This is a genomic window from Streptomyces incarnatus, from assembly GCF_001027185.1.
In the GTDB taxonomy this organism is placed as follows: Bacteria; Actinomycetota; Actinomycetes; order Streptomycetales; family Streptomycetaceae; genus Streptomyces; species Streptomyces puniciscabiei.
In genome coordinates this window covers 771,117-796,920 of record NZ_CP011497.1, presented here as the reverse complement: position 1 = coordinate 796,920, position 25,804 = coordinate 771,117, and the positions used below count along the sequence as shown (strand labels likewise).

21 protein-coding genes and 1 pseudogene are annotated in these 25,804 nt (G+C 73.0%); 14 read left to right on the top strand and 8 right to left on the bottom strand.

Going from position 1 to position 25,804, the window contains the following annotated elements:
* Position 1 precedes the first annotated feature (1 nt).
* The gene (gene rhaI / locus ABB07_RS03475; protein WP_208897172.1) at positions 2-1,162 is read right to left on the bottom strand and encodes an L-rhamnose isomerase; all 1,161 of its coding nucleotides are present in this window, start codon (positions 1,160-1,162) and stop codon (positions 2-4) included.
* A 313-nt stretch (positions 1,163-1,475) separates the two neighbouring features.
* On the opposite strand from rhaI, the gene ABB07_RS03470 reads away from it, so the two are divergent.
* The 9 genes and pseudogenes from ABB07_RS03470 to ABB07_RS03430 form a co-directional block, all read left to right on the top strand.
* The gene (locus ABB07_RS03470) at positions 1,476-2,990 is read left to right on the top strand and encodes a sugar ABC transporter ATP-binding protein (protein WP_208897171.1); all 1,515 of its coding nucleotides are present in this window, start codon (positions 1,476-1,478) and stop codon (positions 2,988-2,990) included.
* Positions 2,991-3,111: 121 nt separating this feature from the next.
* Positions 3,112-4,182, top strand: coding sequence for an ABC transporter permease (locus tag ABB07_RS03465; RefSeq protein WP_208897170.1), 1,071 nt, complete (start codon positions 3,112-3,114; stop codon positions 4,180-4,182).
* Complete coding sequence (locus ABB07_RS03460) at positions 4,175-5,185, top strand: ABC transporter permease (RefSeq protein ID WP_208897169.1); 1,011 nt, start codon at positions 4,175-4,177, stop codon at positions 5,183-5,185. Before ABB07_RS03465 ends, ABB07_RS03460 begins: the two co-directional genes overlap by 8 nt.
* Before the next feature lie 12 nt (positions 5,186-5,197).
* Positions 5,198-6,277, top strand: a complete 1,080-nt coding sequence (gene rhaS, locus ABB07_RS03455) for a rhamnose ABC transporter substrate-binding protein (RefSeq protein ID WP_208897168.1) — start codon at positions 5,198-5,200, stop codon at positions 6,275-6,277.
* 17 nt (positions 6,278-6,294) lie between these two features.
* The gene (locus ABB07_RS03450; RefSeq protein ID WP_208897167.1) at positions 6,295-6,615 is read left to right on the top strand and encodes an L-rhamnose mutarotase; all 321 of its coding nucleotides are present in this window, start codon (positions 6,295-6,297) and stop codon (positions 6,613-6,615) included.
* 40 nt (positions 6,616-6,655) lie between these two features.
* A complete protein-coding gene (locus ABB07_RS03445) occupies positions 6,656-8,068 on the top strand; it encodes a BNR repeat-containing protein (protein ID WP_208897166.1) in 1,413 nt (470 codons plus the stop codon).
* An 80-nt stretch (positions 8,069-8,148) separates the two neighbouring features.
* Positions 8,149-9,174, top strand: coding sequence for a LacI family DNA-binding transcriptional regulator (locus ABB07_RS03440; RefSeq protein WP_208897165.1), 1,026 nt, complete (start codon positions 8,149-8,151; stop codon positions 9,172-9,174).
* A 108-nt stretch (positions 9,175-9,282) separates the two neighbouring features.
* Positions 9,283-10,584: an alpha/beta fold hydrolase gene (locus ABB07_RS03435; protein WP_208897164.1), complete on the top strand. Its 1,302-nt coding sequence runs from the start codon at positions 9,283-9,285 to the stop codon at positions 10,582-10,584.
* 167 nt (positions 10,585-10,751) lie between these two features.
* Positions 10,752-11,099 (top strand): annotated as a pseudogene (locus ABB07_RS03430) (PIG-L deacetylase family protein); the annotation flags it as partial.
* Positions 11,100-11,135: 36 nt separating this feature from the next.
* On the opposite strand, the gene ABB07_RS03425 reads toward ABB07_RS03430, so the two are convergent.
* A complete protein-coding gene (locus ABB07_RS03425) occupies positions 11,136-12,716 on the bottom strand; it encodes a cytochrome P450 (protein WP_208897163.1) in 1,581 nt (526 codons plus the stop codon).
* Between the two features lie 107 nt (positions 12,717-12,823).
* Between ABB07_RS03425 and ABB07_RS03420 the strand changes: the two genes are divergently transcribed.
* Positions 12,824-13,429, top strand: coding sequence for a TetR/AcrR family transcriptional regulator (locus ABB07_RS03420; RefSeq protein ID WP_208897162.1), 606 nt, complete (start codon positions 12,824-12,826; stop codon positions 13,427-13,429).
* Positions 13,430-13,531: 102 nt separating this feature from the next.
* Positions 13,532-14,257 (top strand): DUF2470 domain-containing protein, encoded by a 726-nt coding sequence (locus ABB07_RS03415; protein ID WP_208897161.1) that lies wholly within the window; start codon positions 13,532-13,534, stop codon positions 14,255-14,257.
* On the opposite strand, the gene ABB07_RS03410 is transcribed toward ABB07_RS03415, so the two are convergent.
* From ABB07_RS03410 to ABB07_RS03395, 4 genes are all read right to left on the bottom strand, one after another.
* Positions 14,225-15,424, bottom strand: a complete 1,200-nt coding sequence (locus ABB07_RS03410) for a lactonase family protein (protein ID WP_208897160.1) — start codon at positions 15,422-15,424, stop codon at positions 14,225-14,227. The genes ABB07_RS03415 and ABB07_RS03410 overlap by 33 nt on opposite strands.
* Before the next feature lie 148 nt (positions 15,425-15,572).
* Positions 15,573-16,628 (bottom strand): hypothetical protein, encoded by a 1,056-nt coding sequence (locus ABB07_RS03405; protein ID WP_208897159.1) that lies wholly within the window; start codon positions 16,626-16,628, stop codon positions 15,573-15,575.
* A 69-nt stretch (positions 16,629-16,697) separates the two neighbouring features.
* The gene (locus ABB07_RS03400; RefSeq protein ID WP_199832885.1) at positions 16,698-17,957 is read right to left on the bottom strand and encodes an FUSC family protein; all 1,260 of its coding nucleotides are present in this window, start codon (positions 17,955-17,957) and stop codon (positions 16,698-16,700) included.
* Between the two features lie 437 nt (positions 17,958-18,394).
* Positions 18,395-18,973: a CGNR zinc finger domain-containing protein gene (locus ABB07_RS03395; RefSeq protein ID WP_208897158.1), complete on the bottom strand. Its 579-nt coding sequence runs from the start codon at positions 18,971-18,973 to the stop codon at positions 18,395-18,397.
* Between the two features lie 155 nt (positions 18,974-19,128).
* On the opposite strand from ABB07_RS03395, the gene ABB07_RS03390 reads away from it, so the two are divergent.
* A complete protein-coding gene (locus ABB07_RS03390) occupies positions 19,129-20,133 on the top strand; it encodes a quinone oxidoreductase family protein (RefSeq protein ID WP_208897157.1) in 1,005 nt (334 codons plus the stop codon).
* Positions 20,134-20,167: 34 nt separating this feature from the next.
* Here ABB07_RS03390 and ABB07_RS03385 read toward each other — a convergent pair whose 3' ends face one another.
* On the bottom strand, positions 20,168-20,662 hold the full coding sequence (locus ABB07_RS03385; RefSeq protein WP_208897156.1) for an FBP domain-containing protein: 495 nt from the start codon (positions 20,660-20,662) through the stop codon (positions 20,168-20,170).
* 115 nt (positions 20,663-20,777) lie between these two features.
* Here ABB07_RS03385 and ABB07_RS03380 point away from each other — a divergent pair, with 115 nt between their 5' ends.
* On the top strand, positions 20,778-21,782 hold the full coding sequence (locus ABB07_RS03380) for a DUF3626 domain-containing protein (protein WP_208897155.1): 1,005 nt from the start codon (positions 20,778-20,780) through the stop codon (positions 21,780-21,782).
* Here the strand turns inward: ABB07_RS03380 and ABB07_RS03375 are convergent.
* Positions 21,716-22,357 carry a PAS domain S-box protein gene (locus ABB07_RS03375; RefSeq protein ID WP_208897154.1) on the bottom strand — a complete coding sequence of 214 codons (642 nt, stop codon included), beginning with the start codon at positions 22,355-22,357 and terminating at the stop codon, positions 21,716-21,718. The genes ABB07_RS03380 and ABB07_RS03375 overlap by 67 nt on opposite strands.
* Before the next feature lie 248 nt (positions 22,358-22,605).
* On the opposite strand from ABB07_RS03375, the gene ABB07_RS03370 reads away from it, so the two are divergent.
* The gene (locus tag ABB07_RS03370) at positions 22,606-25,782 is read left to right on the top strand and encodes a bifunctional cytochrome P450/NADPH--P450 reductase (protein ID WP_208897153.1); all 3,177 of its coding nucleotides are present in this window, start codon (positions 22,606-22,608) and stop codon (positions 25,780-25,782) included.
* Positions 25,783-25,804 lie beyond the last annotated feature (22 nt).

Below are 25,804 nucleotides of genomic sequence, written 5' to 3'. Positions count from 1 at the left end.
CTCACGCCCCCCAACCGGCCTGCTGTCCCCCAACCCGCTCAGCAGCGATCTTCTCGGCCCACCCGGACCGGGCGTACGCAGCGACGGGGTCAGGGTCCAACCCCATCTCCTCACGAACCTCACCGAGCAGCGGCCGCACATCCGTGTTGTACGCGTCCATCAGCACCGCATGGGCGCCCAGCACATCCCCCGCAGCCTGAGCCGCGGCCAACGCCGGCCGGTCGACGAGCAGCGCCTTTGCCGTGGCCTCCTGCACGTTCATCACCGACCGGATGATCGCCGGAATCTTCGCCTCGATGTTGTGGCACTGGTCGAGCATGAACGCCACGTCCGGCCCGAACCCGCCCCCGCGCACGACCTCGTACATGATCCGGAACAGCTGGAAGGGATCGGCCGCCCCCACCATCAGGTCGTCGTCGGCGTAGAAGCGGGAGTTGAAGTCGAACCCGCCGAGCCTCCCCTCCCGCAGCAGTGTCGCCACGATGAACTCGATGTTGGTCCCCGGCGCGTGATGCCCGGTGTCGACCACGACCTGCGCCTTCGGGCCCAGCTTCAGGCAGTGCGCGTAGGCCGTCCCCCAGTCCGGGACATCGGTCGTGTAGAAGGCCGGCTCGAAGAACTTGTACTCCAGCAGCATCCGCTGCCCGTCACCGAGCCGCTCGTAGACCTCGGCCAGCCCTTCCGCCAGCCGGTCCTGCCGCGCCCGCACATCGTCCTGCCCGGGGTAGTTCGTCCCGTCCGCGAACCACAGCTTCAGGTCCCTCGACCCCGTCGCGTCCATGATGTCGACGCACTCCAGCAGGTGATCGAGGGCCTTGCGCCGCACCGCCGCATCGGGATGGCAGATGCTGCCCAGCTTGTAGTCGTCGTCCTGGAAGGTGTTGGAGTTGATCGCGCCGAGCCGCAGCCCCCGGTCCTCGGCGAACTTGGCGAGTGCGCCGTAGTCCTCGACCGCGTCCCACGGAATGTGGAGCGCGACGGTCGGCGCGACGCCGGTGAACTCGTGCACCCTGGCCGCGTCCTCGAGCTTCTCCCGCGGCGTCCGGGGCACCCCGGCCTGCGCGAACACCTTGAAGCGCGTCCCCGAGTTCCCGTACGCCCACGACGGCGTCTCGACGGCCTGGGTCTTGAGCGCGGCCTTCACCGCGGCGAGGTCGGTCACTTCGGGCTCCTGTGGCATCGGGCTTGACAGGCCTTGCTGGAAAGGCCTGCTGGAAAGGGCTTGCTAAAGGCCTTGCTTGAACGGCTCTGTGAAACGATTCAACACGGGAAGCTATGAGCCCTCCAAAGGCGTGTCAAGCCCTGCGGCCGGGCTCGTTTTCCGTGACCTGGGTGTGACCTTCGGCTATCGAAATTTTTTCGAGCGAGAGCCATTGACGTGACATGTCTGCCATGCCTAACGTCCCGGCCATCCAGTTGAAACCTTTCACGACGCTGCGACGGCCCTACCCGCCGACGTCGTCGAGGAGCCACCCATGACCCACCCGTCCGACACGGGACCGGCCCCGGTGCTGGCGCTGAGGGACGTCGCCAAGTCCTTCGGTGCCGTACGCGCCCTGCGGGGCGTCTCCCTCGAGCTGTTCGCCGGTGAGGTCCACGCCCTCGCCGGTGAGAACGGCGCGGGCAAGTCGACCCTGATCAAGACGCTTGCCGGGGTGCACCGTCCGGATGCCGGCCAGGTGCTGCTCGACGGCGAGCCCGTCCAGTTCCACGGGCCCGGAGACGCCCGCGACGCCGGGATCGCCGTGATCTACCAGGAGCCCACGCTCTTTCCCGATCTGTCGATCGCCGAGAACATCTTCATGGGCCGCCGGCCCCGGCGCGCGCTCGGCCGTATCGACCACAAGGCCACCCGCGAGGCCACCGCCGCCCTGATGAAGCGGCTCGGTGTCGGCCTCGACCCCGACCGCCCGGCACGCGGTCTGTCCATCGCCGACCAGCAGATCGTCGAGATCGCCAAGGCGCTGTCCTTCGACGCCCGGGTCCTGATCATGGACGAGCCCACCGCGGCCCTCACCGGCGGCGAGGTCGCCCGGCTCTTCGGTGTCGTGCGCACCCTGCGCGAACAGGGCGCGGCGGTGCTGTTCATCTCCCACCGGCTGGAAGAGATCTTCGAGATCTGCCAGAAGGTGACCACCCTGCGCGACGGCGCCTGGATCGCCTGCGAGCCGCTGGCCGGGATGACCGAGGACGACCTGGTCCGCCGGATGATCGGCCGTGACCTCGACGAGCTCTACCCGAAGCAGGAGGTGCAGCCGGGCGAGGTGGCCCTGAGGGTGCGCCGGCTGACCCGCGAGGGCGTCTTCACCGACGTCTCCTTCGAGGTGCGCCGCGGTGAGATCGTCGGGCTCGCCGGGCTGGTCGGCGCCGGCCGTACCGAGGTCGCCCGCGCGGTGTTCGGCGTCGACCGCTGGGACGCCGGGGAGGTCGAGGTCGACGGCCGGAAGCTGACCAACGGCGCGCCGTCCACCGCGATGGCCGCCGGGCTCGCCCTCGTCCCCGAGGACCGGCGCGCCCAGGGCCTGGTGATGGGCATGTCCATCGAGCGGAACATCGGCCTGACCGGGCTGCGGACGACCGTGCGGGCGGGGCTGGTGGACCGGGGTGCCGAGCGCAGCCGGTCGCTGGACTGGGCGGTGAGGCTCCAGGTGAAGTACGCCCGGATCGCCGACGTCGTCTCCACGCTCTCCGGCGGCAACCAGCAGAAGGTCGTCCTCGCCAAGTGGCTGGCCACCGACCCCAAGGTGCTGATCGTCGACGAACCCACCCGGGGCATCGACGTCGGCACCAAGGCCGAGGTGCACCGGCTGCTGTCCCAGCTCGCCGCCGACGGGGTGGCGGTGCTGATGATCTCCTCCGACCTGCCGGAGATCCTCGGCATGGCCGACCGGGTGCTGGTGATGCACGAGGGCCGGCTCACCGCCGAGATCCCCCGCTCCGACGCCACCGAGGAAACCGTGATGGCCGCAGCCACCGGGAGGGCCGCATGAGCGACGCACGCACCGAAACGGCCCGCGCGCGGCGCGGTCGCCCGGGTGCCGGGACAGGGCACGGGCGGGCCGCCGGGCCGCAGACGACGGCGATGGCCGCAGCCGCCGGGAGGGCCGCCGCATGACGGTCACCAGCCCGCACGAGACCCCCGTGGCCGAGACGCCACCCTCCAGCGGCACCCGGCTGGTCGACCGTGTCTTCAGGATGCGGGAACTCGCCATCCTGGTCGTCTTCCTGGTGATGATCGCGGTCACGCAGGCGGGCAACAGCGAGTTCCTGTCCGAGCAGGGCATCAAGGACCTGCTGCTGAACGCGACCATCCTGGTCCTGGTCGCCACCGGCCAGTCGCTGGTGGTCATCACCCGCAACGTCGACCTCTCCGTCGGCTCCACCCTCGGCATCAGCGCCTTCGCCACCGGCACCTATCTGCACGGCGGCGGCGACCCGGCCGTAGCGATCGTCCTCGCGGTGCTGCTCGGCATCGGCTTCGGCCTGGTGAACGGCCTGCTGGTGAGCCTCGGTCAGGTGCCCGCCCTGGTGGTCACCCTGGGCACGCTGTACATCGTCCGCGGCATCGACTCCATCTGGGTCGGCTCCCGCCAGATCACCGCGGCCGACCTCCCCGGGGGCTTCGTCGACTTCGGCTCCGGCGGCGTCCGGGCCGTGCCGTACCTGGCGCTCATCGCCCTCGCCGTGCTGGTCGCCACCGCCTACTACCTCAAGCACTTCGGCAGCGGCCGCGAACTGTACGCCCTCGGCTCCAACCCGGAGGCCGCCCGCCTCGCCGGCATCCCCGTCCGGCGCCGCATCCTCCTCGCCTACACCTTCTGCGGCGCCCTCGCCGGCCTCGCCGGGGCCATGTACCTGGCCCGGTTCGGCAACGTCGACTCCGGCACCGGAAGCGGCTACGAACTCACCGTCGTCAGCGCGGTCGTCGTCGGCGGGGTCGTCTTCACCGGCGGCTCCGGCAGCGTGTACGGCGCGGCCCTCGGCGCCCTGCTGCTGACCTCCATCAACAGCGTGCTGCCGGCGCTCGGGGTCAGCTCGGTCTGGGTGCTCGCCATCAACGGCGTCCTGCTGCTCCTCGCCATCGCCGTCGACCGGATCGTGGCCCTGCGGGTGGCGGCCGCCCTGAAGAAGAAGCCGGCTTCCGCGACGTCCGCCGTACAGAAGGGGGAGGCTCGTGCCTGAGTCCCTGACCCGTGCCGTCCGCTGGGACACGGTCGTCGGCGCCCTGCTGATCGTCCTGCTCCTGCTCTCCTTCTCCTTCGTCGACGGCTTCGGCAACGCCCTGAACCTGTCGTTCCTGATCGGGAACACCCTGCCCATCGCGCTGATCGCGCTGCCGATGACCCTGCTGGTCGTCTCCGGCGAGATCGACCTGTCGGTGGCCTCCACGGCCGGGCTGTCCGGCGCGGTGATGGGCAAGCTGTGGAACGACGGCATGGCCATCGAGACGATCATCCCGCTGTGCCTGCTGCTCGGTGTGGTGTGCGGGCTGGTCAACGGGCTGCTGGTGACCCGGCTCGGACTGCCGTCCCTCGCCGTCACCATCGGCACCCTCGCCGCCTACCGGGGCATCGCCCAGATCGTCCTCGGCTCCGACGCGGTCACCGACTTCCCGACCCAGTACCTCGACTTCGCCGCCGGACGGCTCGGGAACTCCTTCCTCCCCCAGGCCTTCCTGCCCTTCCTGGTGCTGCTCGCCATCGCCGTCGTCGTCCTGCACGCCACCCCGTTCGGGCGGTCGCTGTTCGCGATCGGCGCCGGCGAGGAGGCCGCCCGGTTCGCCGGCATCCGGGTCAAGCGGGCCAGGCTCTGGCTGTTCGCCGCCACCGGGTTCATGGCCTCCCTGACCGGCGTCTTCTGGGCCCTGCACTACGCCAGCGCCCGCTACGACAACGCGACGGGACTCGAACTGTCCGTGGTGGCCGCGGTGTTGCTCGGCGGCATCGACTTCGACGGCGGCAAAGGGACGCTGGGCGGGGCCGTCGCCGGGGTGTTCCTGCTCGGCGCGCTGCAGAACGTGATGAGTCTGCTGAACGTCTCCGCCCAGTCGCAGATCGTCGTCACCGGCGTCCTGCTCGTCGTCTCGGTGCTCGGCCCCCGGGTCGCCCGTCAGATCTCCGTCGCGAGGGCGGGCCGCAGAGCCGCCGCCTCGGCCACGACGTCGTCAGTCCGCTCACCCTCGTAAAGGACCTTCACCATGCGCAAGTCATCCCTCCGCCGTGCCTGCGCCGCCCTCGCCGCCGGTACCTCCCTCGCGCTCGCCCTCACCGCCTGTGGCGGCACCACCAAGAACGACGTCAAGAGCGACAGCGGCTCGGGCGCGGCGGCCGGCAAGGCCGATCCCAACGCGGCCACCAAGAAGGGCCTGACCGTCGGCTTCCTGCCCAAGCAGGTCAACAACCCCTACTTCACCTCGGCCGACAAGGGCGGCGAGAAGGCGCTCACCGAACTGGGCTCGACGTACAAGGAGGTCGGCCCGTCCAGCGCGACCGACACCGCCGGCCAGGTCTCCTACGTCAACACGCTCACCCAGCAGCAGGTGAACGCGATGGCCGTCTCCGCGCAGGACCCCGGCGCCCTGTGCACCGCGCTGAAGCAGGCCATGAAGAACGGCGTCAAGGTCGTCACCTACGACTCCGACACCACCGCCGACTGCCGCAACGCCTTCGTCTCGCAGGCGAGCGCCGAGGACCTGGGCCGTACCGAGGTGCAGCTGCTGGCCCGGCAGATCAACTACTCGGGCCGGATCGCGATCCTGTCGGCCGCCCAGACCGCGACCAACCAGAACACCTGGATCGACTACATGAAGAAGGAGCTGGCGGACCCGAAGTACAAGAACGTCAAGCTGGTCAAGGTCGCCTACGGCAACGACGACGCCCAGCAGTCCTTCCAGCAGACCCAGGGCCTGCTCCAGCAGTACCCGGACCTGAAGGGGATCATCTCCCCGACCACCGTCGGCATCAAGGCGGCCGCCCAGTACCTGTCCGGCTCCAAGTACAAGGGCAAGGTCAAGCTGACCGGCCTCGGCACCCCGAACGACATGCGCACGTACGTCAAGAACGGCACGGTCGACGCCTTCGAGCTGTGGGACCCCGCGAAGCTCGGCGACCTGGCCGCCCGCACCGCCGTCGCGCTGGCCTCCGGGCAGATCACCGGCAAGGAGGGCGAGACCTTCAAGGCCGGCGGCACGACGTACACCATCGGCAAGGACGGCGTGATCAACCTCGGCAAGCCGACCGTCTTCGACGCCAAGAACATCGACGACTTCGACTTCTGACCCGGGAGCGGTACTTCATGCAGCGCGTGTGTTTCCTGCTCAAGGTCCGTGCGGACCGGATCGCCGAGTACCGCGAACGTCACGCCGCCGTGTGGCCGGAGATGCTCCGGGCGCTCTCCGCCACCGGCTGGCACAACTACTCCCTCTTCCTGCGCGACGACGGCCTGCTCGTCGGCTACCTGGAGACCGAGGACTTCGACGCCGCCCGGGCCGGCATGGAGGCCACCGAGGTCAACGCCCGCTGGCAGGCGGAGATGGCTCCCTTCTTCGAGTCCCTCGACGCGTCCCGCCCCGACGAGGCGATGAAGCCGCTCACCGAGGTCTTCCACCTCGCCTGACGTCCCCTGCCCGACGTTCCCGGACCTCCTGGAGCCGCTCATGAAACGACCTACCGTGCTCGCGTCGGCCGCACTGGCCGCCGTGGCGACGCCGGGCCTCGCACGGGCCGCCGGTCCCGGCCCCTCCGTCACCAGGAAGGACACGACCACACTCGACCCCCGGGCCGTCTACTTCGTCTCCTACGACGGCCTGGTCAACACCAACTCGTTCCAGAAGAACGGCCTGCTGACGTACAACGGCCACCAGTACGCCGCCTGGTACACCGCCACCGGCCACGCGGTCGTCGCCCGCCGCGTGGCCGGAGCCGGCAGCTGGTCGGCGGTCACCCTCCCGCACGTCCTGAAGACCAGCGACTCCCACAACGTCATCTCCATGGGCGTCTCGAAGGTGGACGGCCGCCTTCACCTCACCATGGACTCCCACAGCGACGGCTTCTTCTACGTGAAGTCCGTCGCCGGACTCCTCGACAACCCTTCCGCCCCGTCCTGGAGTTCATCCGTCTTCGGCACCGTCCAGACCTCCCTCGACGGCCTCGCGCTCACCTCGCAGTTCACCTACCCGCAGTTCGTCTCCACGCCGGAGGGCAGGCTGCAGCTCAGCTATCGGGCCGGTATCTCCGGCAACGGCCGCAACGCCCTTGCCGAGTACGACGGTTCGGCCTGGAAGGCGCTGGGGGAGTGGTCCGGCTCCACGGGGACGTACACCAGCTCGCACGGCTCCAGCACCGCCCGCAACATGTACCTGCACGGCATCGACTACGACGTGAACGGCCGGCTGCACACCTTCTTCACCTGGCGCGAGCAGAACGCCGACGTGATGTGCAGCGGCGGCGGCATCACCAACCACGACACCGGCTACGTCTACTCCACCGACCGCGGCCGCACCTGGCGCAACGACGCGGGCGCACCGGTCGCCACGACCGGCACCGCCGACACGGTGGCCGTCACCGACGCCGGCCTGGTCGTCGACCCCCTGGGCCCCGACCACTCCCTGATGAACCAGGAGAGCCAGTGGACCGACTCCACCGGCCTCCCGCACGCGATCATCAGCTATGTCCCCGGCCGCTTCGGCCAGTGCACCACCGACCACGTCGCCGACCGCACCGCCGGCGGCCGCGCGTTCCACCTCCGCAAGAACTCCTCCGGCACCTGGACCAAGACCGAGATCCCGGTCCCCCTGAACTCCAGCCGGCGCACCAAGCTGATCCTGGACACGTACGACAACGCGTACGCGGTCCTCCCCTACGGCCGCATCGCCGGCGCCTCCAGGTCCTCCGGCCACACCGACTGGACACTGCTCTTCGACGGCAGCGGTCTGGACGCCTTCGGCGAGGTCGTGATCGACGAGACGCGGGTGCGGTCCGACAACGTCCTGTCGTTCATGTACCAGGAGAAGTCCAGCGGTACGACGCCCTCGGCGCTGCACGTCGTGGAGTTCTCCCTGCCCGCCTGAGCGGGCCGTCATCGGCGGCGGTGACGGTAATGTGAGGATCCGCCCGCCGCCCCTCGTCATCCCTGGAGGTCTGAAAGCCGATGGCCCAGTCGGTGGGTATCAAGGACGTCGCCCGCGCCGCCGGCGTCTCCGTGGGCACCGTGTCGAACGTGATCAACCGCCCGGACACGGTCGCCTCCGAGACCCGCGCCCGGGTGCAGTCCGCCATCGAGCGGCTCGGCTACGTCCGCAGCGAGTCCGCCCGTCAGCTGCGCGCGGGCCGCAGCCGGATCATGGGCCTGCTCGTGCTCGACATGGGCAACCCGTTCTTCGTGGACGTGGCGCGGGGCGCCGAGCGGGCGGCCCGCGAGGCGGGGCTCGGCGTGATGGTGTGCAACAGCGCCCAGAACGCCGCCGAGGAGGCCGACTACCTGGCGCTGTTCGCCGAGCAGCGGGTGCGGGGCGTGCTGCTGACCCCGGCCGACGCCACCGGCCGGAACATCGCGGCCTTCCGCCGGCACGGCATCCCGTTCGTGCTGGTCGACCGGGTCGCCGAGGGCACCACCGAGTGCTCGGTCTCGGTGGACGACGTCGCGGGCGGGGCGCTCGCGGTCCGGCACCTGGTGGACGCCGGGCACCGCTCCATCGCCTACGTCAGCGGACCGCCCGGGCTCAACCAGGTCCGCGACCGCCGCACCGGCGCCCTGAACGCGCTCGCGGAGGCCGGGCTCGGCCCCGAGGCACTGCGCGAGCTGCCCACCGAACGCCTCGACGTGGCCGCCGGCCGCGACGCGGGCGCCCGCCTGCTGGGCCTCGCCGAGCGCCCCACCGCCGTGTTCTGCGCCAACGACCTGCTGGCCCTCGGCGTCCTGCAGGCCATGTACGCGGCCGGGGTCACCGTCCCGGAGGACCTCGCGATCGTCGGCTACGACGACATCGAGTTCGCGGCGGCGGCCGCCGTACCGCTGACCTCCGTACGGCAGCCCGCCGTCACCATGGGCGCCCTCGCCGCCGAGCTGCTGCTGGAGGAGACGGAGGAGGGCGAGGGCGGCCGGACCCACGAGCACCGCCGGGTGGTGCTCCAGCCGGAGCTGGTGGTGCGCCGTTCCAGCCTGAGGGCCCGCTGACCGGGGCTGACCGGAGGTTCAGTGACAATCCATGATCCACGGGCTCGGCGCGGGCCCGGTCATGTGCTGAACTGGGACCCGTCCGTACCGTCCGTCCCGGGAGACCCGTTGAGCCTCAGCTACCGCCAGCCCGGCGTCATCCTCACCGACCGCCGCTTCACCGTGCCCCTCGACCACGCCGCCCCGGACGGCGAGACGATCGAGCTGTACGCCCGTGAGGTGGTCGCGAGCGACAAGGCCGGGCAGGAGCTGCCGTGGCTGCTGTACCTCCAGGGCGGTCCCGGCTTCGGGGCGAATCGTTTCGTCGGGCGTCAGGCCTGGCTCGACCGGGCGCTGAAGGACTACCGCGTCCTGCTGCTCGACCAGCGCGGCACCGGCAGCTCCACCCCGGCCTCCCGGCAGACGCTCCCGCTCCGCGGCGGCCCCGCCGAGCAGGCCGACTACCTCACCCGTTTCCGGGCCGACTCCATCGTCCGGGACTGCGAGGCCATCCGCCCCGAGGTCACCGGCGGCGCCCCCTGGACCGTGCTCGGCCAGAGCTTCGGCGGCTTCTGCGCGGTGTCGTACCTCTCCCTCGCGCCCGAGGGGCTGGACACCGCCGTCATCACCGGCGGCCTGCCCTCCCTCGACGCCCACGCCGACGACGTCTACCGCGCGGCCTACCCGCGCATCGAACGCAAGGTCACCGCGCACTACGCCCGCTACCCGCAGGACGTCGAGCGGGCCCGCCGTATCGCCGACCACCTCCTCACCCACGACGTGACCCTGCCGAACGGCTACCGGTTCACGGCCGAGGCCTTCCAGTCCCTCGGCCTGATGCTCGGCACGAGCGACGGCAGCCACCGGCTGCACCACCTCCTGGCGGACGCCTTCGTCCGCACACCCGGGGGCCTCGACCTCTCGGACGCCTTCCAGGAACAGGCCCAGTCCCTGCTGTCTCACGCGGCCCACCCCCTCTACGCCCTCGTCCACGAGTCGATCTACGGCCAGGACGCCCGCCCCACTGCCTGGGCCGCCGAACGGATCCGCGCCGAGTTCCCCCAGTTCGACGCGGCCAAGGCGCTGGTCGGCGACACCCCGGTGCTGTTCACCGGCGAGACGATCCACCCCTGGATGTTCGAGGCGGACCCGGCCCTGCGCCCGCTGCGCGAGACCGCCGACCTGCTCGCCGCCCGCACCGACTGGCAGCCCCTCTACGACCCCGCCCGCCTCGCCGCCAACGAGGTCCCGGTCGTGGCCGCCGTCTACCACGACGACATGTACGTCGACACCGCACACTCCCTGCGCACCGCCCGCACGATCCGCGGCCTGCGCACCTGGGTCACCGACGAGTTCGAACACGACGGCCTGCGCACGGGCGCGCCGCGGGTACTGGACCGGTTGCTGGCGATGGCACGGGGCGAGGTCTGAAAGCGCCGAGCAAGGGCAGCGCCCCAAGGGGCGCGGGGCTGTTGTCGACATGCGGCTACCGCCGCGCGGGCCCGCGCGGGCGCGACCAGCCACAACGGCGCCGCAGCCGCCAGACGACAGACGACGGCAGACGACAAGGCGACCCGGCACCGCGCGGAGCCCTGGTCTGCGGCCCGCTGCGCGAGCGCCAGCAGCGGGCGAGCGCGGCCGTCGTCGGCGTCGGCACCGTGGAGTTCCTCGGCCACCGGGACGGGGTGGTCAAGTACGGGCTCGCGCTGCGCCGGGACATCGCCGCCGCGATCCGCCGGCACCGCCCGGAGCTGGTCATCACCCTGAACCACCGGGACACCTGGGGCGGTGTCGCCTGGAACACCCCCGACCACGTCGCCGGGGGCCGGGCCACCCTGGACGCGGCCGCCGACGCCGGGAACCGCTGGATCTTCCCGGAACTCACCGAAGGGGGACTCGAACCCTGGAACGGCGTGCGCTGGGTCGCCGTCGCCGTCGCCGGTTCCGGGCCGGTGCCTCCCGCACCGCCCGCGGCCGCTTCCTCACTCCGGTGAGCTGACCGGGCAGGTCTCCGGCGCGCTCGTCGCGTGGGCCGGGCAGGTCTCCGGCGCGCCCGGTCCGTGTGCCGCCGGACCGGTCCCGGCCGGTGCCGGGGCTTCCGCCCGTGCCGCCCGCCGTGCCAGTCCCAGCCGCAGCCCCTCCGGCATCACCGTCAGCCGTTCGGTCACGGCCAGCCGGTAGGCCGGGTCGGCCAGCAGCTCGTAGCGGCGCAGCAGGAGACCGAGGACCAGGGTCGCCTCGTGCAGGGCGAACTGGCGGCCGATGCAGGCCCGCGCGCCGGTGCCGAAGGGTTTGAAGGTGTGCGGGGGACGGGACCGTACGGCCGCCGGCTCGAAGCGGTCCGGGTCGAAGCGCTCGGCGTCCTCGCCCCAGACCTCGGGGTCGCGGTGCAGCATCGGGGTCAGTACCAGCGCCCACGCGCCCCGGAGCATCGGGTGGTCGCCGGCGAGCACGGTGTCCTGGCGGGCCTCGCGAGCGAAGGCCGGGGCCGTCGGCCACAGGCGTAGGGACTCGTCCAGCACCCGGCGGACGTATCGCAGCTTGGCCACCTGGTCGTAGCCGGGCCGCTCGGTGTCGCCCCACACGCTGTCCACCTCGGCGCGGGCCCGGGCGGCGATCCCGGGGTGCCGGGCGAGGTAGTACAGGGCGAAGGAGAGCGCGCCCGAGGTGGTCTCGTGGCCCGCGACCAGGAAGGTGATGACCTGCTTGCGGACGTTCTCCGCCGACAGCTTCTCGCCGGTTTCGGGGTGCCCCGTCTCCAGCATCCGGTCCAGCAGGTCGCCGTCCCCGCGGCCCGACCGGCGCCGCTGTGCGACCAGCTCGTCGACCGTCCGGTTCAGGTGGGCCATGTCGGCCGCGTTGCGCCGGGCGGCGGCGCGCAGCAGCAGCGGGGCCAGCGGCGCGGGCACGCTGTTGAGGCGCTGGGCGTAGGTGAGCGTGCCGACCATCGCGGTGACGAAGGGGTGCGGGCGGCCCCGCTCGAAGGAGCCGAAGTCGTGCCCGAACCCGGTCCGCGCGATGGTCTCCAGGGTCAGCTTGGTCATGTCCCCGGGCACGTCCACCGTGCGCCCGGCCGCCGCCTCACGGTCCCAGTGAGCCGTCAGGCGCTCCGCGACCGCCAGCATCATCTGGTGGTAGCCCTCCATGGCCTCCCGGCTGAAGCCGGGCGCCAGGACGTCGTGCGCCAGCTGCCAGTTGGGCTCGTGGTTGTAGGCGGTGAACAGGCCGTCCCCGGCGACGGGCCGCAGATTGGCCACGCCGAGACCGACGTGCTTGGCGAACCGGGACTCGTCGGCCAGGTCGGCGGCGAGCCGCGCGCCCCACACGAACACGAACTCCTTGCCGAACGCCCGCCGCCGGAAGACCGGCCCCAGATCGCGTGCGAACCGCATGGAGTCCTGCACCGGCTTGCGCCGGTCGACGCCGAGCACATCGCCGAGCAGCGGCACCCGGCGCGGCGGGTGCGGGATGCGGTGCAGCTCGGGCCAGCCCAGTTCGGCGCTCCGGAACCCCGTCGGCAGCCCCGTGCCCCTCGTCTCCGTCGTCCCCGTCGACTCCGCCATGACGCCGATCTCCCTTGATCCAGCTGCGACGCGCGTGTTGTACGTGGGTTCAATAACCGCTTTCAGTCTGGGCCGCTTGTTGAACCCGCGTCAAGTAAAGTGACGCCATGCCCGCGAACCAGGGGGAGCGCGCCAGGCGCAGGCTCAGCACCGAGGAACGCCGTGAGCAGTTGCTGGCGGTCGGCGCGAAGCTGTTCTCGGAGAGCCCCTACGACGACGTGTGGATCGAGCAGGTCGCCGAGATCGCCGGGGTCTCCCGCGGGCTGCTGTACCACTACTTCCCGACCAAGCGGGACTTCTTCGCGGCGGTCGTGGAGCGCGAGAGCGAGCGGATGCTGCGCATGACGGCGGCCGTGCCGGGGGTGCCGGTGCGCGAGCAGCTCACCGCCGGCCTCGACACCTACCTGGGGTACGTCCAGGCCCACGCCCACGGCTTCCGTGCCTTCCACCGCGCCGACGCGGCCGGTGACCAGGCCGTACGCCGGGTCTACCAGCGGGCCCTGGCCGCCCAGGAGCAGCAGATACTGGCCGCGCTCGCCGCCGACCCCGAGTTCGGGCCCGTCTTCGAGAGCGCCCCGCAGGTCCGTCTGGCCGTGCGCGGCTGGCTCGCCTTCACCACCGCTGTGTGCCTGGAGTGGCTGCGCGACGGCGAGTTGACCCGCGAGCAGGTGCGCGACCTGTGCGCGCGGGCGCTGTTGGGCGTCATCGCCTGACCCCTGCCCGCCCCCCGTCCGATCCTCTCCGCCGGTGGGGTGCGGTTGGCGTGCGCCCCGATCTTCGATAGATTAGGCAAGCCTTACCTAAGGAGGTCTCGGATGGGTGACACGCAGGACTGGACGGCCGCACCCGGCGCGGCGGAGCGGGCGCGGTCGGTGCTGGCCGCCGCCTGGTCGTGCGCGGTGACCGCGGACGGCGCCCGGGAGGAGTACGTCGGCGCCCACACCGTCACCGACGACGGCGCCGTACGGCTGACGGTGCCCGACGACAGCGCCCTGCTCACCGCGGCCATCTGCGCCCCACGCCAGGAGCCCTCCGCCGTGCTGGAGTTCGCCGACGTGGCCCCCGTACCGATGCGGGGCCGGATCCGGGCCCGGCTCCATCTCGCCGGCTGGTTCGCACCCGACCGCGGCACCCTGCTGTTCCGGCCCACGCGCGTGGTGCTGCGGCGGTCCTCCGGGGCCGTGGTGGTCGACCTCGGCGAGTACGCCGCCGCCCGGCCCGACCCGCTCGCCGGGGCCGAGGCCCGGCTCCTGACCCATCTCGCCGACGCCCACCCGGACGCCGTCGAGCGGCTGACCCGTCTGGTGCGCCCGGAGAGCCTGCACGCCGCGACCCGCGTGCTGCCGCTCGCCGTCGACCGGCACGGACTGACCCTGCGCATCGAGCGCACCCGCGCCCACGGCGACGTACGGCTGCCCTTCCACACGCCCGCCGACGACGTCGCCCAGCTCACCGAGCGCATGCACGCCCTGCTGGCCCAGGCCACCGCCGCCGCCTGCCCCCGCGCCCTACAGGGGCAGCGCGCAGACGGCGACCGGTGAGACGAACGGCTCGCCCGCCGACCGGAGTTCACCGCTGTCCGCGTCGACGTGGAAGACGGTGACCGTGCCCGAGCGCTGGTTCGCCGCGAACAGCAGCCCGCCGTCCGGCGACAGGGCGATCTGCCGCGGGAAGTCCCCGCCCACCGGCACCGTGCCCAGCAGCCGCAGCCGGGCGCCGTCGGCCTCGACCGCGTACCGCGCGAGGCTGTTGTGCCCCCGGTTGGCCAGGAACGCGTACCCGCCGTTCGCCGTCACCACGAACTGCGCCGGGTAGTTGGTGCCGCCGTCCGAGCCGGTGGACTGCGGCTCGCCGATCGTCAGCCGGCCGGAGTCGGGCTCGTAGCCGCAGACGGTGACCGTGTCGTCCACCTCGTTGGCCAGATAGGCGTACCGGCCGCCCGGATGGAAGGTCAGATGGCGCGGCCCGGCACCGGGCCGGGTGTGCGCCTGCGCCACCTCCGTCAGCGTGCCCCTCGCCCGGTCGAGGCGGTAGCTGTAGACGGTGTCGGTGCCGAGGTCGACCGCGAGGACGTGGCCGCCGTCGGGGCTGGTGATGAACTGGTGTGCGTGCGGCCCCTGTTGACCCGGGCCCGGCGGTGGGGTGGTGTGCGTGACCAGGTCGGTGCGCTCGCCCAGGGCGCCCGAGGCGTCGATGGGATGCACGGCGACACTGCCCGAACCGTAGTCGGCGCTCAGCAGCCAGCGTCCGGAGGGATGCACCGAGAGATGACACGGGCCCGCCCCGCCCGTGCCGCGGGTGTCGAGGACCCGCCGGTCGGCGAGGCGTACGGCCGTCACGCCGCCGTCCTGGCGTTCGTCCACCGCGTACAGCGTGCGGCCGTCCGGGTGCACGGCGAGGTACGACGGGTCGGGCACGCCGGTGAGCGTGCCGGAGCCGGTGATACGGCCGGTCGCCGGGTCGTAGGTGGCCAGTGCGATGCCGGTGCCGCCGCCGTCGACCGAGGTGTAGGTGCCCACGTACAGCGGACGCGGCGCGGACGGCCCGCGAGGCGGTGCGGCGGCCCCGGGCTCGACCGCCGCGGCCGGGGTGCCGGCCGGCGGGGCCGCCGGGGACGGCACCGCGACCACGGCCGCCGTGCCCGCCACGGCGCCGACGAACCGGCGCCTGGTCCAGCGCCCGCTCCCCGGCCCTTCCTCCGTGTCCATGCCGCACCTCAGGTCGTCGGTCGCCCCGGTCGTGACAGCCACCTTGGCCTGCACCCGTCAGCAAGCGCAAGTGCGGCAACGGGCGTTGCGTCACGTGCAACCGTCGGCCCCGACTGTTCCCGGTGGGGTCACACCGGGAGCGGTCCGGCTACCACTCCCCGTCCTCGACCGGCTTGCCCGGCGCGTCCTTCAGCGGGGTCACCTGACCGGCGGACGGCGCCTGCCACGGGTCCAGGTCGTCCCCGAGCCACTCGCCGACCGGCTTGACCGCCTCCAGGGTGTCCGTGGGGGCCAGATCCTGGGCATCGGCGTCGTAGTAGTCGTACCAGGGCAGGCCCGCGCGCGTGTACGCCGCCCGGTCCACCGGCGACGGCGGCGGCGCCTCGCCGGTGATGCGGCGCCACTCCGGCGGCGTGACCAGGTGCACGAACACCCGGCCGGCCGGTTCCTCGGACCAGTCGGTGAGCGGGCGGTCGTCCCGGTAGACCTCCTGGCGCATCGAGCCGCCGACGCCGAGCCCCATGGCGGCGCCCCGGGGAGCCCCACCCGGGGCCGGGGGAGGCGGCATCGCCCCGGGCGCGGACGCCGTCATCGGCATCGGCGCGCCGTACCCGCCCGTCGGACCGGCGGCCAGGGCCCTGCGCCGCGCCTCCTCCCGCTCGCGCTCACGGCGGCGCCACTCGGACAGGAGCGGCTCCCGCAGCGGGAACGACTGCAGCTGCACGCCGCCCCACACCTCCTCGCCGGTGACCTGTCCCTCCACCGTCGCGCCGAGGCCGAGCGGCACGGCCACGAACTGGCGGACCGTCCCCTTGCCGGAGTTGATGCCGTCCAGCCACGGTTGCCGGGGCAATACCAGGTAGTTCTGCGGCTCCCGGGCGAGACGGCCGCTCCAGGGCCGGCCGGACACCGCGCACACCTTGCCGGCCCCGACCTGCAGCGCCGCCGGCTCCCGGGTGCCGGAGAAGCTCAGCCACATCGCCTCGCGCAGATACACCGGCAGCATCACGCCACCGCGCGCCCGCCACGCGGCCGGGACCGTGTCCGGGTGGTCCGCGACCCGCCGGACCGGGAACTCGCCCAGCCCGGGCGGCAGCGGATGCGTGCCCGTCTCCGGCAGCCGCAGCGTGCGGATGAACCGCACCGCCACCCCGCCCGGCAACCGCAGCGTGTTCCCGTCGATCCGCACCCCGGAACCGGCCATCCGGTCGCCCCCTCGCACTCCGTGCCGGCCGCCCGGCACCCTTCGCGCCGAGCCCTGCCCGGCCCCTCCTCACCAAGAACGCTCGCCGAACCCCGCACGGTTCCGCCACAGCTCCTCCTGCACCCCGAGCCGTTCGCGCAGCCGGGTCATCCGGGGCAGCTTCGCCCGCTGCCGGCGCGAGACCCGGTCCAGCTCCTCGAACAGGCGGCGGGTGCGGTGCTCGGTGTTGAGCTCGTCGATGATCCGGGTCGTCTCGGTCAGCACGGCCCCGAACAGCTGCCAGTTCGCCCACTCCTCGTCCTGGCCGATCTCCTCGCGGAGCAGCTCGGCCAGCCGGTCCCGGGTGCCGGCCGCCGTGTGCAGCTCGGCGGACAGCCGGGCCTCCGCCGACTCGGCGTTCTCGCTCAGATGCGTGGTGACCAGCACCGCGAAGCTGACCACCGCGTCGGCGATCTCCGACAGCAGCTGTTCCACGGTCGCCCCGACGCGGGGCGGGAACAGCTCCTCGGCCCCCCGCGCCTTGGCCAGGTCGGTGAAGGTACGCGCCAGCACCCGCAGCACCACCGTGCAGATCTCCAGCGTGTCCAGACCGGTGCGCAGCACCACCCGGTGGAGCAGCCCCTCCTTGACCCGCGGATTGAGCCGCAGGCTGTCCTCGGCCTGCCTGAGCGACGCGTCCACCTGACTGATGTGCTGGTCCAGCTGCCGGGCCTCGTGCAACCGCTCGGCCGCCCGCTCCCAGGAGATCCGGCCGGCGGCCTCCTCGCCCATCCGCAGCATCAACTGCCGCACCCGCCGTGCCTGGTCCTCGATCGAGCGGCCCGCCTCGTCCACCCACACCGGGGGCGGGAGCAGCAGATTGCAGGCCGTGCCGACGACCGCGCCGATCAGCGTCTCCACGATGCGCGCCCAGGCGGTGAACCCGACGGTGGTGACCCCGAGGACCAGCATCGCGCTGATCGCCACCTCGGCCACGTACTCGTCGACCCGCACCAGGTGCCCGACGGTCAGCGAGGCCACGATCAGCAGCGCGAGGCTCCACCAGGTCAGCCCCACGAGCCCGCTGAAGGCGATCGCGACCAGGACGCCGGCCACCACCGAGTTCACCCGGCGGATGCCGTTGGTGAGGGTGGCGTAGAAGGTCACCTGGACGACCAGCAGCGCCGTCAGCGGCGCGGTCAGCGGGGCCGGCTCGGGGCTCAGCCGGAGGGCGATGACGTAGGCGATCGTCGCGGCCGTGGCCGACCGCAGCGTCTGGACGACCACCGGCTCCCGGCGGCGCGCCACCAGGCTCCGCAGTCCCGTGGTCCACTTCCGTACGTCGTGCATCCCTTGGCCTGTTCCCATTCCTCGGGCCGATCGAACGTGCCGCGATCACGGACCACACCTGTCCTCATGGGGAGCACCTCGGTTCACCCGGCCGACGCCCTGCACGGGGATCCGGCGAGCGGGCCGGAGCAGGTCCTCGGCGCCGTGGCCGACGCCTACGCGCGGCCCGCCGACGCCGCCGGGACCGGCTGCCCCTGCCGCCGTGCACGCCTGAGCCATCGCCGTCGCCACCGGTCAGAACCGGCCACTCGCACCGGCGCCGGCGGCGGGCCGGCAGTCCGGGGACGTGACAGGTGCGATACGACATGGGATCACCCTCATGGCCCTGCTCACCGGGCGACTGCCCGAGACCCGGCCCACTACCCGGGCGGCGACACCGGCTGGTCCGGGCCCGGCGTGGGCTCACCCGCCCGCGGCCACGACGTGCTGAACCACCTTCACCGGGTGTCGGCCGCGCGGTTGCGCGACCGGTAGCCGGCGACCTTCGCGAGATTGCCGCAGCGCTCCATGGAGCACCAACGGCGCCGCCGGGCCTGCGAGTCGTCGAGGAACAGCAGCGAGCAGTCCGGGTTGCCGCACTCCTTGACCCGCTCCAGCAGCGGACCGCCGACCAGCAGGACGGCGTCCCGGGCAACGGTCGCCAGCGCGGCACGGGCCGGGTGCCGGGCCGTCCAGCGCGGCGCGCCCAGTTGGGGCGCGAGGTCGGGCCGGGCGGCGACCTCGTTGACCAGCGCCACGTCGGCCTCGTCCGGCTCCCGCCCGGCCATCGCCGCCCGCAGCACCCGGTACACCGCCTCCCGCAGGGCGCGCGCCTCGGCCAGATCCCGTACGGCGACCGGGACCGGGCCGTCCTCGGCCGCCAGGCCCGCCTCCGTGATCCAGCGGGCCAGGGCGGCGGGGTCGGGGATCCGCTCGACGGGCGTGGCGTGCCGCTTGCCGAGCGTGGCGACGAAGTCCAGGCAGGGACGGCCGCCGAGGAACGGGAAGGCGAGTGCGGGGTCCGTCGGCGTGCTCATGCGGACAGCCTACCGTGCCGCCCGCCGTGCGACACCGTTTCATGGGGTGTCTTGACACTGGTTGAACAGGTGTCGCATGGTGACACCACTTCAACCGGTGTTCAGGGTGTGCGGAGCTCCTGGGCCGGGCGTCTTCCGAGCAGGATGGGTGTGTCATGCGTGCGGTGCGGATCGAGAAGTTCGGCGGGCCCGAGGTGCTGATCCCGGTAGAGGTGCCGGACCCGGTGCCCGGTCCCGGGCAGGTGCTGGTGCGGGTCGCGGCGGCGGGGGTGAACCGGGCGGACGCGCTGCTGCGCGCCGGCGCCTACCACCGGGCGGGCCGGCCCCCGCTGATCCCGGGCGCGGAGGCGGCCGGCACCGTCGCGGCGGTGGGGGAGGGGGTGAGCGGACTGCGGGCAGGGCAGCGGGTGATGGCCCTGGACGGCGGGGAATCGCCCGGCTACTACGCCGAGTTGGCCGCGGTGAACGCCCGGCAGGTGGTCGCGCTCCCCGACGGGGTCGGCCTGACCGAGGCCGCGACCCTGCCCGTCGCCTGGCTCTCCGCCTGGTACTGCCTGCGCCGCCTGGCCCGGGTCGCCGAGGGGGAGACGGTCGTGGTCAAGGCGGCGGCGAGCGGAGTCGGCACCGCGGCCGTCCAGATCGCCGCCCGGGCCGGCGCCCGGGTCATCGCCCTCGCCGGGTCGGCCGGGAAGGCCGCCTGGGCCGGGGAGTTCGGTGCCTCCGAGGTCGTCGACACCTCGCGGTACGCCGGCGACGGGGAAGGCGAGGGCGAGGTGGAGGAGGTGCTGCGGCTGACCGGCGGGCGCGGCGCCGACATCGTTCTCGACACCGTGGGCGGCCCGGCCCTTGGACGGAGCCTGCGCGAGACGGCGCACGGCGGCAGGGTCGTCTCGCTCGCCAACGTGGCGCTGGAGCCGAGCACGCTCGACACCCGCGACTTCTACCCGAAGAACATCGCGATCCTCGGTTTCCAGCTCACCAACCGGCAGATCCACGGCTACGACCCGCGACCCGACCTGCGGGAACTCGCCGGGCGCGTGGCCGCCGGCGACTACCGGGTGCCGGTCGAGACCGTGCTGCCGCTCGAGCGGGCGCGCGCCGCGCACGAGCGGCTGGAGAGCCGGGACAACCGGGGCAAGATCGTGCTGAGCGTGGGCTGAACCGGGCCGCCGCGCTCACACCTGGTCGCCGTACTCAGGCGTACAGCTTGTCGATGAACGCGGACAGATTGCCCGTCGTGCGGGCGATCTGCTCCTCCACCGTCAGGCTCTCCTCGAACCGGGTGCCGGACTCCGGCACCTTCCTGCCGCGCACATAGAGTGAACACGCCAGGTCGGTGCACATGTACAGGCCCACCGTGTTGCCCTCGCGGCCCGCCGCCCCCGCCTTGCGTGCCGCCATCAGCGTCACCCCTCCGCCGGGATGTGTGGTCAGACACACCGAGCACATGCTGCGGTGCAGAAACCCGCGCCGCGAGGCCTGGAAACGCAGGGCGACACCGACGAGCCGGCCCTCCCGTTCGGTGACCAGATAGCTGCGGTCGGGTGCCCCCGGATCCCGCCAGCCGAGGAAGTCCAGGTCGTCCCACGGGCGTTCACCGAGGTCCCGCGGCACCGCCAGCCGCTTGGCCTCCCCCTTGGAGCAGTTGACAAAGGAGTTGCGGATGTCCTGCTCGGTGAGCGATCTCATGGGGGGAGTCCTTATCGGATTCGTCGTCATCGGGTTGGTCGTGAACCTGGCGGCCCAGGAACCTAATGGGTCTAGGTTCATGGCTAGCCTAGGTAGCCAAGGGGAGGGTCGGCCAATGGATTTCCGGCAGGGGTTGCCGCCGCGTGCCCGAAGGGCGCTCGACCATGTCGCCGCCGGGGTGAACGGCCCCCCGCTCGACCCCGGTCCGCGCATCACGCTCAACTTCCATCCCGACCGGGTCTCCGGCGGACTGCCCATCCTCGCGGCGCTGGCCCGGGACGGCGCGTACCACTCGCAGTACGTCACCGGGACCAGCAACGGCGGCCTCACCGCGCACCCGGGCGGCGACCGCTACCGCTGGGAGAGCCGGATCTTCGGCGGCGTGTACGACGACGCCGCCCCGGCCGAGCGCCCGCTGTACGGCGCCCTGAACTTCCGCCACCAGGTCGTGGGCGCGGCCCCGCGCTTCGGCTCCTCGCACCTCAGGCTCACCGCGTCGGTCCTGCACCGGGCCACCTTCTGCTACCCGGACAGCGCGGCCGAGCCCACCGACTTCGGCGTGGCCTCGGCGATGCCGCTGATCGCGCTCGCGGAGGCGGACGAGCGGGACCCCCTCAACGACTACATCGAGAGCCATGTGCACGCCGGTGTGCTGCTCGCCCGGGACGTGGAGGCGCTCGTGCTCGACGCGGACTACCGCGGCACACCGGTGGAGGCGGCGGCCCGGCGCCTTCCCTTCCCGTCGGAGTGGCACCCCGGCTACCGGCTCACCGTCACCGAACTGCGCCGTCACTCCGGCTACCGGGGGCCGGAGTACGCCGACCTCGGCGCGCGGATCGCCGAGCGCGGCCTGCTGACCCCGCGCGTGATCGGCGACGCGGCCCGCACCGGCCGGTACGCGCTGCAGGACCTGAAGATGGTCTGGCACACCCTCGCCCGCTTCGGCGCCCCGGAGGGCGCGGGCACGGCCTACGAGGCGGTGGCCGCCTCCCGCGGTACCGGCCGCGGTACGGCCCCTCCCGGCCCGGACATCTCCGGTACGCCCGTTCGGCCCTACCCCTCCTCCGCCGGCCTCGCCTGCGGTGGCCACACCCCCGGCGTCAGCACGCCCAACGCGTAGGCGCGGGCGACCAGTTCGGTTCGGTTGGCCGCGTTCCAGCGGGCCGACAGGCGTCGCAGGTGATAGGTGACGCCGTCCTTGCTCAGGCCCAGCTCGCGGGCCGCGCCGGCCGTCGTGGCGCCGCCCGCGAGCAGGGCCAGCACCCGGCCCTCCACCGGGGTGACCCGCGCCGGCTCCGGCTCGGGCGGGGCGCACTCGCCCCGCACCCGCAGCATCACCAGCAGGGCCGGTGTCTCGTCCACGCTGTCGCTGACCGGGTCCGCCGTCAGCTCCCCGAACCGCTCGGCACCGCCCGGGGCCCGCCAGCGCACCGACACCTGGTAGCGCGAGCGGTGCCGCAGCCGGAGCGCCTGCGCGATCCGCTCCACCTGGGTGGCCTCCTGCGGCCGGAACAGCTCCAGCACGCCCCGGCCGCGCAGCCGCCCCGGCGTCGTACCGCACTCCGCCGCCATCGCGGGATTGGCCAGTACCACCAGGCCGTACACATCGCACACGGCGGCCGGCACCGACACCCGGTCGAAGAGCATCAGGGCCCGGTTGCGCCACCTGACCCCCTCGGCCCGCTCCGCGTCCACGCCCACCTCCCGAAGTACCGGCCCTGCGCTCTCATCCAAGACGAAGATCCAGGTCAGCGGCAAACCGCCGGACCGCGGGACGCGTCCGCGAGTCCCCGTCCCGCGGCGGGCGCAAGGCCCGCGGCCGAGTTTTGACTGCACGATCGTGTAGTGCCGTGGCCCGGACCCGCCGCACAGGTCGCTCACCCTGGAACGCGGTACCCCGTTACCGCGAGTACTCCGTTTCCGCGAAAGGCAGTTGTCGCGCCATGCCCCCCACCGCACCGCACCCCGACCCGGCCGCCACCCTGCCCGGCGTCCCCGTCGTCGACATCACCGCCACCGGTCCCGGCCGCACCCCCCTGCAGCAGGTCATGGACCTGATGCGCACCCACGGCCCCGTGCTCGTGCGCCGGCTGCACGGCCGGGACGCGCTGTTCGTCGCCGACGCCGAGCTGGTCGCGGACCTCGCCGACGAGGAGCGGTTCGCCAAGCACATCGGGCCCGCGCTGGAGAACGTGCGCGCCTTCGCCGCCGACGGCCTGTTCACGGCGTACGACGACGAGCCCAACTGGGCCAAGGCGCACGACATCCTGATGCCCGCCTTCGCGCTCGGCTCGATGCGCACCTACCACCCGGTGATGCTCGAGGTGGCCCGCCGGCTCATCGACTCCTGGGACCGCGCGGCCCGGGACGGGCGCGCCGTGAACGTGCCGGACGACATGACCCGGATGACCCTCGACACCATCGGCCTGGCCGGGTTCGGCTACGACTTCGGCTCCTTCGAACGCGATGAGCCGCACCCCTTCGTGGAGTCGATGGTCCGCTGCCTGGAGTGGAGCATGACCAGCCTGGCCCGCGTCCCCAGCCAGGACCACTCGGCGGCCGACGCGGCCTTCCGGGCGGACGCCGGCTACCTGGCGAAGGTCGTGGACGACGTCATCGCCGCCCGCACCGGCACCGACCAGAGCGGCGCGGAGGACCTGCTCGGGCTGATGCTCAGCGCGCCGCACCCGGCCGACGGCACCACCCTGGACACCGCCAACATCCGCAACCAGGTCATCACCTTCCTCATCGCCGGCCATGAGACGACCTCCGGCGCGATGTCGTTCGCCCTGTACTACCTCGCCAAGCACCCCGCCGTGCTGCGGCTGGTGCAGCGCGAGGCCGACGAGCTGTGGGGTGACACGGCCGGTCCCGAGCCGTCGTACGAGGACATCGGCCGGCTCACCTACACCCGGCAGGTCCTCAATGAGGCGCTTCGGCTGTGGCCGACTGCCGCCGCGTTCAGCCGGCACGCCCGTGCGGACACCCTGCTCGGCGGCCGGATCCCGCTCGCGGCCGGGCAGGCCGTCACCGTGCTCACCCCGATGCTGCACCGGCAGCCCGTCTGGGGCGACAACCCGGAGCTGTTCGACCCCGAGCGGTTCACCGCCGAGGCGGAGGCGGCCCGCCCGGTGCACGCCTTCAAGCCCTTCGGTACCGGCGAACGCGCCTGCATCGGGCGGCAGTTCGCGCTGCACGAGGCGACCATGCTGCTCGCCATGCTGGTCCACCGCTACCGGCTGCACGACCACGCCGGCTACCGGCTCACCGTGAAGGAGACCCTCACCCTCAAGCCCGAGGGCTTCACCCTCACGCTCACCCCGCGCACCCCGGCCGACCGCGTGCACGCCCCGCTGCCGGGCGGAATCCCCGCGCGGACCGGCGAAGGCCAGGCTCCGGACACCCTGCCCGCCCGGGTCCGCCCCGGCACCGGCGTCCTCTTCCTGCACGGCAGCAACTACGGCACCTGCCGGGCCTTCGCCGCCCAGCTCGCCGACGAGGCCGCCGCCGTCGGCTGTACCACCGAGGTCGCCGCCCTGGACGCGTACGCGGGGAAACTGCCCACCGACCGGACCGTCGTCATCACCGCCGCCTCCTACAACGGCCACCCCACCGACGACGCCACGGCCTTCACCGCATGGCTCGGCGGCACCCCCGACCTGACCGGCGTGACCTACGCCGTCCTCGGCGTCGGCGACCGCAACTGGGCCGCCACCTACCAGCAGGTCCCCACCCGCGTCGACGCCCGCCTCGCCGAACTCGGCGCCACCCGCCTGACCGCCCGGGCCGCCGCCGACGCCTCCGGCGACCTGAGCGGCACCGTACGGGAGTTCACGGCCCGGCTGCGCACCGCGCTGCTGACGGAGTACGGCGATCCCGGCGCCGGCGCCCCGACGGAGGAACCCGCGAGCGCGTACGAGGTCCGCACGCTGACCGGCGGCCCGCTGGACGCCCTCGCGGCCCGGCACGAGCTGGTCCCGATGACCGTGACCGAGGCCTACGACCTCACCGCACCCGGGTACCCGCGCACCAAGCGGTTCCTGCGCATCGCGCTGCCCGAGGGCGTCACCTACCGCACCGCCGACCATCTGACCGTGCTACCGGCCAACGCCCCGGACCTGGTGGACCGCGCCGTCGCCGCGTTCGGCCTCGACCCCGACGCCGTGCTGGACATCCGGTCGACCCGGCCGCGCCGCGACGGGCTCGCCGTGGACCGGCCACTGGCCGTACGGCAACTCCTCACCCACCACGTCGAGTTGCAGGAGCGTCCCACGGTCCGGCAGGTGGCCCTGCTGGCCGCCGCCAACCCCTGCCCGCCCGAGCGTGCCGCCCTCGCCGCCCTGACCGGTGACGATCCGCGCACCCTGCTCGAACTCGCCGAGGACCACCCCGCCCTGCGCGGCGCCCTCGACTGGCCGCGCCTGCTCGACCTGCTGACCCCGCTCAGGCCCCGCCCCTACTCGGTGAGCTCCTCGCCGGCCGTCGACCCGGACCATGTGGACCTCATGGTCTCCGTCCTGGACGCCCCGGCCCGCTCCGGGAGGGGCCGCTACCGCGGGACCGGCTCCGGCCACCTCGCCTCGCTCCGGCCCGGCGACACGGTGTACGCCCGTGTCCAGCCCTGCCGCGAGGCCTTCCGGATCGACGGCTCGGCACCGGTCGTGATGGTCGCCGCCGGCACCGGGCTCGCCCCGTTCCGCGGCGCCGTCGCCGACCGGGTCGCGGCCCGCGCCGCGGGTGCCGGACTCCCGCCCGCGCTGCTGTACTTCGGCTGCGACGCCCCCGAGGCCGATTTCCTGCACGCCGGGGAGCTGGGGGCCGCCGAGGAGGCCGGCGCGGTCTCACTGCGCCCGGCCTTCAGCGCGGCTCCCGAGAACGGCGCGGTGTTCGTCCAGCACCGCATCGCCGCCGAGGCCGACGAGGTGTGGGAACTGCTGGACGCCGGCGCCCGCGTGTACGTCTGCGGCGACGGTGCGAGGATGGCACCCGGCGTGCGGGAGGCGTTCCGCGGGCTGTACCGGGAACGGACACCGGGCAGCGACGCTGCGGCGGCCGAGCGGTGGCTCGACGCGCTGGTGGCTGAGGGGCGCTATGTGGAGGACGTGTACGCGGCGGGGTGACGCGCCGCGCCCCTGGAGCGCC

What these genes read in the sequence shown, in the direction of transcription:
- ABB07_RS03470 (WP_208897171.1), top strand. Translation starts at nt 1,476, where the DNA reads ATGACCCACCCGTCCGACACGGGACCGGCCCCGGTGCTGGCGCTGAGG.
- ABB07_RS03465 (WP_208897170.1), top strand. Translation starts at nt 3,112, where the DNA reads ATGACGGTCACCAGCCCGCACGAGACCCCCGTGGCCGAGACGCCACCC.
- rhaS (WP_208897168.1), top strand. Translation starts at nt 5,198, where the DNA reads ATGCGCAAGTCATCCCTCCGCCGTGCCTGCGCCGCCCTCGCCGCCGGT.
- ABB07_RS03450 (WP_208897167.1), top strand. Translation starts at nt 6,295, where the DNA reads ATGCAGCGCGTGTGTTTCCTGCTCAAGGTCCGTGCGGACCGGATCGCC.
- ABB07_RS03445 (WP_208897166.1), top strand. Translation starts at nt 6,656, where the DNA reads ATGAAACGACCTACCGTGCTCGCGTCGGCCGCACTGGCCGCCGTGGCG.
- ABB07_RS03440 (WP_208897165.1), top strand. Translation starts at nt 8,149, where the DNA reads ATGGCCCAGTCGGTGGGTATCAAGGACGTCGCCCGCGCCGCCGGCGTC.
- ABB07_RS03425 (WP_208897163.1), bottom strand. Translation starts at nt 12,716, where the DNA reads ATGGCGGAGTCGACGGGGACGACGGAGACGAGGGGCACGGGGCTGCCG.
- ABB07_RS03420 (WP_208897162.1), top strand. Translation starts at nt 12,824, where the DNA reads ATGCCCGCGAACCAGGGGGAGCGCGCCAGGCGCAGGCTCAGCACCGAG.
- ABB07_RS03415 (WP_208897161.1), top strand. Translation starts at nt 13,532, where the DNA reads ATGGGTGACACGCAGGACTGGACGGCCGCACCCGGCGCGGCGGAGCGG.
- ABB07_RS03410 (WP_208897160.1), bottom strand. Translation starts at nt 15,424, where the DNA reads ATGGACACGGAGGAAGGGCCGGGGAGCGGGCGCTGGACCAGGCGCCGG.
- ABB07_RS03405 (WP_208897159.1), bottom strand. Translation starts at nt 16,628, where the DNA reads ATGGCCGGTTCCGGGGTGCGGATCGACGGGAACACGCTGCGGTTGCCG.
- ABB07_RS03400 (WP_199832885.1), bottom strand. Translation starts at nt 17,957, where the DNA reads ATGCACGACGTACGGAAGTGGACCACGGGACTGCGGAGCCTGGTGGCG.
- ABB07_RS03395 (WP_208897158.1), bottom strand. Translation starts at nt 18,973, where the DNA reads ATGAGCACGCCGACGGACCCCGCACTCGCCTTCCCGTTCCTCGGCGGC.
- ABB07_RS03390 (WP_208897157.1), top strand. Translation starts at nt 19,129, where the DNA reads ATGCGTGCGGTGCGGATCGAGAAGTTCGGCGGGCCCGAGGTGCTGATC.
- ABB07_RS03385 (WP_208897156.1), bottom strand. Translation starts at nt 20,662, where the DNA reads ATGAGATCGCTCACCGAGCAGGACATCCGCAACTCCTTTGTCAACTGC.
- ABB07_RS03380 (WP_208897155.1), top strand. Translation starts at nt 20,778, where the DNA reads ATGGATTTCCGGCAGGGGTTGCCGCCGCGTGCCCGAAGGGCGCTCGAC.
- ABB07_RS03370 (WP_208897153.1), top strand. Translation starts at nt 22,606, where the DNA reads ATGCCCCCCACCGCACCGCACCCCGACCCGGCCGCCACCCTGCCCGGC.